The sequence below is a fragment of the Mucilaginibacter sp. genome, from assembly GCF_039935595.1.
GTDB lineage: Bacteria > Bacteroidota > Bacteroidia > Sphingobacteriales > Sphingobacteriaceae > Mucilaginibacter.
Window position 1 is genome coordinate 1 of the sequence record NZ_JBDTJZ010000121.1, and the last position, 6314, is coordinate 6314.

Annotated in this window: 5 protein-coding genes and 1 pseudogene; 4 read left to right on the forward strand and 2 right to left on the reverse strand. The window is 41.8% G+C overall.

Going from position 1 to position 6314, the window contains the following annotated elements:
• Both ABI367_RS08315 and ABI367_RS08320 read left to right on the forward strand, forming a co-directional pair.
• A partial coding sequence (locus ABI367_RS08315; protein ID WP_462229492.1) for a T9SS type A sorting domain-containing protein occupies window positions 1-1760 on the forward strand: 1760 nt, incomplete at its 5' end.
• Between the two features lie 19 nt (window positions 1761-1779).
• Window positions 1780-2010: a hypothetical protein gene (locus ABI367_RS08320; RefSeq protein WP_462229494.1), complete on the forward strand. Its 231-nt coding sequence runs from the start codon at window positions 1780-1782 to the stop codon at window positions 2008-2010.
• An 82-nt stretch (window positions 2011-2092) separates the two neighbouring features.
• On the opposite strand, the gene ABI367_RS08325 is transcribed toward ABI367_RS08320, so the two are convergent.
• Window positions 2093-2791: a DUF4136 domain-containing protein gene (locus ABI367_RS08325; protein ID WP_462229496.1), complete on the reverse strand. Its 699-nt coding sequence runs from the start codon at window positions 2789-2791 to the stop codon at window positions 2093-2095.
• 162 nt (window positions 2792-2953) lie between these two features.
• Window positions 2954-4231 (reverse strand): phosphoribosylamine--glycine ligase, encoded by a 1278-nt coding sequence (gene purD, locus ABI367_RS08330; RefSeq protein ID WP_462229498.1) that lies wholly within the window; start codon window positions 4229-4231, stop codon window positions 2954-2956.
• A 148-nt stretch (window positions 4232-4379) separates the two neighbouring features.
• Here purD and ABI367_RS08335 point away from each other — a divergent pair, with 148 nt between their 5' ends.
• Together ABI367_RS08335 and secA are read left to right on the forward strand one after the other, a co-directional pair.
• Entirely contained in the window at window positions 4380-4901 is a 522-nt protein-coding gene (locus ABI367_RS08335; protein WP_462229500.1) for a hypothetical protein, read from the forward strand.
• Window positions 4902-5014: 113 nt separating this feature from the next.
• Window positions 5015-6314 (forward strand): annotated as a pseudogene (secA, locus tag ABI367_RS08340) (preprotein translocase subunit SecA); the annotation flags it as partial.

Here is a 6314-nt window from a genome sequence, read left to right on the forward strand (position 1 = left end):
TATCCAGCGGTAGTTTAATATATCCTAACTTAACCTATATAAGCGCCAATACTTATACTACAGGCACCAGCGGCACCAGTAATGGCTTTGATGCCGTAGGTAACCCAACCATGTATCTTTACCGCGAAGATATACCGCCAAACTTCTCTACCTTTATTTCGGGTAACAGCCGGGGTATTGCCAAAATTAACGCCGGATCGAGCTTTACCATTGATACCGATGGCAGCGGATTTACCATACCGGCAGGCAACGGTGTGTTGTTGTTTTTTAGGGGCGATAAAGCTACTACTGTAAATCCAACAGTAACCAGTACTGTAGCTTTGGCTACTACATTTACAGCTACGGGCTATTTAAACCAAGGCAGTATAGTTGCTAAGGATTGGTTTACGCCCACGCAGTCTATTTTGTCCTATACACCGGCCACACCGGTATCTGTGCAGGGTTTTAACCTGTTAGGTAATCCTTATGCCAGTTCAATTGACTGGGAAGTGATGACCGGCGGCACTAACATCAGCAATACTATTTGGGTATATAACCCAAAATATAAAGCTTACGCTGTATATGTTCGCGGCAATGGCGGAGTTGGAACCAGCTCCGATGGTTCAACATCTAATATTATACCAAGCGGACAGGGCTTTTATATTAAAACTACAGGCGCTTCGCCGGCATTTACTTTTACCGAAGCGCATAAATCAAGCACACAAGTACCGGCAAGCAATTTAATGTTATCGGCAGCGCCAACTAATGCTGCAACTGCAAATCAATATTTACGTATAGTTTTATCGCAAGACTCATTAAACAGGGACGATGCCTTATTATTCTTCAGATCGTCAGCCAGTCCTGATTATTTGATAAACGAGGACGCCGAATATTTAAAAGGTCTTAGCCTGGTTAATATGTCTACACGGTCTGGCGATAACCATAACCTGGCTGTTAACCAAATGCCTTTCCCGGCAATCAGGCAGCAAATTGGCTTAAATGTAAATGTTACCAATAGCGGCACTTACAAATTAGATCTGTCGGAGGCTAAGAATATACCGTCCAGGTACAAAATATTCCTTACTGATGCTTATAAAAAAGATTCGGTAGATATTAAAACACAACCCATTTATACTTTTAACGCCAACATTGCCGATACCACTACATTTGGCTCAGCGAGGTTCCATTTAGTTATAGGCCAAAATCCTGATTCGGCTTACCGTTTAGTTGAGCTTAAGGCCGTGAAATCTTTTTCGGGTGTTAGCCTAATATGGAAAACCGCGAATGAATTAACCAACGTTAACTTTACTATTGAACGCAGTAATGACGGCGGCGCAACCTATTCATTAATAGGTGCCATGGCTTCTAACGGCTTAGGTACTTATTCGTTTGTTGATAAATCGCCGCAAGCCGGGGTAAATATCTATCGCTTAAAACAGCAAGATATTTATGGCGGCTTAAGTTATTCTAAGGTTTCTATTAATTATTCAACAGGGAATAACACAGGCATAAACTCGGTAAGCGTTTATCCTAATCCTGCCAGTTCAAATATTAAATTAACTATTGCCGAAATAGCAAAGGCTATACCTGATAATACTTTACCTGATTATACCATAAGTGTAACCAACAGCAGGGGTAATGTGATCAAATCTGTATCAACAGATCAGCCGGAGAGGTGGCAGGCTGATATAAGTTCGTACGTTCCGGGCATGTATTTTTTAAGAGTTATTAATAATAATACAAAAACTGTTGTTGGAAATAGTAAATTTGTAAAATTATAATGTATTGTATATGTGCGGGATGAACATAAAAAAAATTAAAGTATCCGGTTTACTTTTAGCTTTATTATTGCTTACTACTGGTGTGTATGCGCAGGATTGCGCAGATGGCCCGGGTTTACCCGGTGTTGACGTGGATGCCGCAACAAACCAATGCCCTATTGATACCTGGGTAATTGTTTTGGTTATAGCCACATTGGCTTTTGCCACCTACAATTTATATCAAAAACAAAAAGCGCAACGCGCCTTATAAAAATAAATAATACAAAAAAAGGCCCGACATAATCATAATATTATGGCGGGCCTTTTTGTATATATATATTGAATTTATCTTTTTATGATGAATGGGTTGGCATAAACCTTTGTTGTCTTCTGTCGCCGCTGCCACCTGCCGGAGGCGCTGATGACGGTGCCAGGCTCAGTTGCTCTAACACACCATTTACTACTTTAGGCAGATCGTCAACATCCTTTTGCGGATTATGATGCACCTCGCCTACGCCAAAACCACGCCAAACTACTTGCCTGGTGCGGCGGTCAATAAGGTCGATAATAATAGTGCCTTCTTTATAATGCTCTTTGCCCATGCTTAATGCACCACCATACATAAACGGATCGCCATAAGCGTAGTAATAAGGGCGGTAACCCCATGCATCCCAGCCTCCCCAGCCATAGCCAAGTCCGAAGCCAAATCCCGGATAACCTCCCCAGTCATAGCCATAACTTGGATAATAATAGGTACGGGTACCACGGCCAACCTGGGTTGAATAGCTGATTAGCAGATCAGGGTTGCGTTGTTGTAATTTTAAACCTTTGCCAACCAATGCTTGGGTAGCCGCATCCTTTATTTTGGCATCGGCAACCATATTATTGTCTTTACTGTTGTTATCCTCATTGCCCATAGGCATCCAGGCAAATGAGCGGTAATTACTTAAATTGGTTCTGTTAAGCCCTGCAACATAATAGTTGTAGCTGGTGCAGGATGATAAGCCGGATATGACCAATACGATCATCCCTAAAAAGATTGATTTTTTCATAGCTCCCTTAAATATATTGTTAGACAAACGACCTGCAAAAGGTTTAATAGCAGTTAAATTAAATCTAACAAAAAACGCGCCTTAATTTCGCAATTAAGACGCATTTTTTAATGTTTTAGTATTATCAGATGCTATTTTAATCCGGCTTTAATGCCGGGATAATTATAATAGGTCAAAACCAATATCTTTCCTAAAATACATACCGTCATAATATATACGGCTGGCATCGGCAGTGGCCTGCTGTAAGGCATCAAATAGGTTATCCTGTAATGAGGTTATGGCCAGCACGCGCCCGCCTGTAGTTTTTACCTCGTCCATATCATTAAGCCCTGTACCGGCATGAAAAACATGCGATTCGCGCACATTCTCCATACCTGTAATTACTTTATCTTTCAGGTACTCGCCGGGGTAGCCACCGGCAACCATCACTACAGTTGCTGCAACTTTGCCGGATAATACCAATTCTTTCTCGTTCAAATTCCCTTCGGCTACGCCTAATAACAGCTCCACAAAGTCCGATTCTATCCTCGGCAACACGCTTTCAGTCTCCGGGTCGCCCATGCGGCAGTTATATTCTATCATATATGGGTCGCCGTCGCAGTTCATCAATCCTATAAAAATAAATCCTTTGTAGGGTATGCCCTCCTGTTTCAAACCTTCAATGGTTGGAATGATAATCCGTTGCTCTACTTTATTTAAAAACGCTGCATCAGCAAACGGCACCGGCGAAACCGACCCCATACCCCCGGTATTTAACCCGGTATCGCCTTCGCCAATACGTTTATAATCTTTGGCCGATGGTAGTATTTTATAATTGTTGCCATCTGTTAAAACAAAAACAGAAAGCTCAATACCCTGCAAAAATTGTTCGACCACCACTTTCGAGCTGGCATCACCAAACTTGGCGTTGGTAAGCATATCAACCAGTTCTAATTCTGCTTCTTGCAAAGTTAGGCATATCAATACACCCTTTCCGGCAGCCAATCCGTCAGCTTTTAATACAATAGGTAAGCCAATAGTTGGCAAATACGCTAACCCTTCTTGTACAGTATCGCGGGTAAAGGTTTCTGATTTTGCGGCTGGGATATTATGGCGTGCCATAAACTGTTTTGAAAAATCCTTACTACCTTCCAGTTGCGCGCCCTGCTGCTGCGGACCAATAACCGGGATGTTTTTAAGCTCGGCATCTGCCAGAAAAAAATCATGCACTCCCCTAACCAATGGCTCCTCGGGGCCAACCAGCACCAAATTAATGTTATGGGCTAAAACCGCCTGTTTAATACCGGCAAAATCGTTTACGCCAATGTTTAAGTTGGTACCGTATTGGCCGGTGCCGGCGTTACCGGGGGCAATAAAAAGTTGCTGGCATTTGGGGCTTTGCGATAGTTTCCAGGCAAAGGCGCTTTCCCTTCCGCCCGAACCAAGGATCAGGATATTCATGCGGCAAAGATAGTCAGCCCCCTCTAAACGGCAAAGCCTTCATGAACACAATTGAAAAGAAATAATATTATGAATAATCTCCCCCTGTTGGGGAGACTTTTTTTAAAGTGTTTTATGTTATACTTTTAAACAAGATTATATTTATAACATGTCGAAAAGATTAGATAAGTACAGGCGATTACCCGTTTTTAAAAAGGCAGAAGAGTTACTTGAAATTGCTGAAGTTATAGGGGCAACCCTTAAAAACGATACTAAAAGCGAACATTTTGCAGGTGAGATAGTGGGCAATGCCTTGCTGATACAAGTGAAAGTTGCAGGAGCTGAAGGCAGTAGTTTATATTCATTAAAAATGCAGAATGCAGTACTAATAAAATTTGCAGTACATGATATGTTTAACGCGGTGAGCGCATCTGCAATGATGGATATGCACGATGAAGATTATGTTGATTTGATGCGTGAAAAAGTTGAAGAATTTAGAATAGAGTTTGTTAAATGGATAAGAAGCTTTGATAAAACACACGATATACCTGATAATTGGGCCATTCGTTTTGATACCAGCACACCCGAGCAGGAAAAACTGGAAGAGCTAATGTTTGATGATGACAAATTTATGGATGACTTTGATGACGATGATTTTGATGATAACGAGGATGATAAAACAACCCTCTAATCACTAATTAACTAATCAACTAATCACTATAAATTGTACCTTTACCTGCCATAATGGCCTCAAAATTGCGATGGCGCAATTGTTGAGATTAGCGGGGTTATATCAATTATAATATGTTAGATTTTATAAATAAACTTTTTGGAAGCAAATCAGACAGGGACGTTAAAAGCATAATGCCTTTAGTTGAAAAAATAAAGGACGAATATGCAAAACTTGACCAACTGAGTAATGACGACCTACGAGCCAGGACCATAGATTTTAAAGAAACTATTAACCAGGGTCTTGCCCAAATTGATAGTGAGATACAGGCCATTAAAGCCGAGGTTGAAGATGCCGGGCTGGAAGTAAGCAAAAAAGTTGAACTATATACTCAACTGGACAAGCTGGAAAAAGACCGCAATAAAGAGCTGGAAGAAATACTGTTACGTATTTTACCCGAAGCCTTTGCCGTGGTTAAAGAAACCGCGCGCCGGTTTACTGAAAACGCTACCGTTGAGGTTACCGCAACAGAGTTTGACCGCAACCTTGCTGCACGCAAAACCAACGTGGTAATAAAAGGCGATAAAGCCATACACCATAATAAATGGCTGGCAGCCGGTAATGAAGTTACCTGGAACATGGTACATTATGATGTGCAGCTAATTGGCGGTATTGTATTGCACCAGGGTAAAATTGCTGAGATGGCAACGGGCGAGGGTAAAACGCTGGTAGCCACCCTACCCGCATACCTAAATGCAATTGCCGGACAAGGTGTACATATTGTAACGGTAAATGATTACCTGGCCCGACGTGACTCGGAATGGATGGGACCATTATATGAGTTTCATGGCCTGTCAGTAGATTGTATTGATGCGCATGAGCCAAACTCGGAAGAAAGACGTGCCGCGTACATGGCCGATATAACTTTTGGCACCAACAATGAGTTTGGTTTTGATTACCTGCGTGACAATATGACACGCAGCCCTGAAGAATTGGTACAACGCAAACTGCATTATGCCATGGTGGATGAGGTTGACTCGGTTTTAATTGACGATGCCCGTACGCCTTTAATCATATCAGGCCCTATACCACGTGGCGATGAGCACGAGTTTCATGAGTTAAAACCACGTGTTGAACGCCTGGTTAACGCGCAAAAAAATTATGTTAACGGCGTATTGAACGAAGCTAAAAAATCCATCGCCGAAGGCAAAACAGGTGTTGAAGAAGGTGGTTTGGCCTTGTTACGTGCCTTTAGGGGGCTGCCCAAAAGTAAAGCCTTAATTAAATATTTAAGCGAGGGTGCCAATAAGCAAGTATTGTTAAAAACAGAAAACTACTACATGCAGGACCAAAACAAGGAAATGCATAAAGTTGATGCCGAACTATTTTTTATAATTGACGAAAAAAACAACTCGGTTGAGCTGGCCGAAAAGG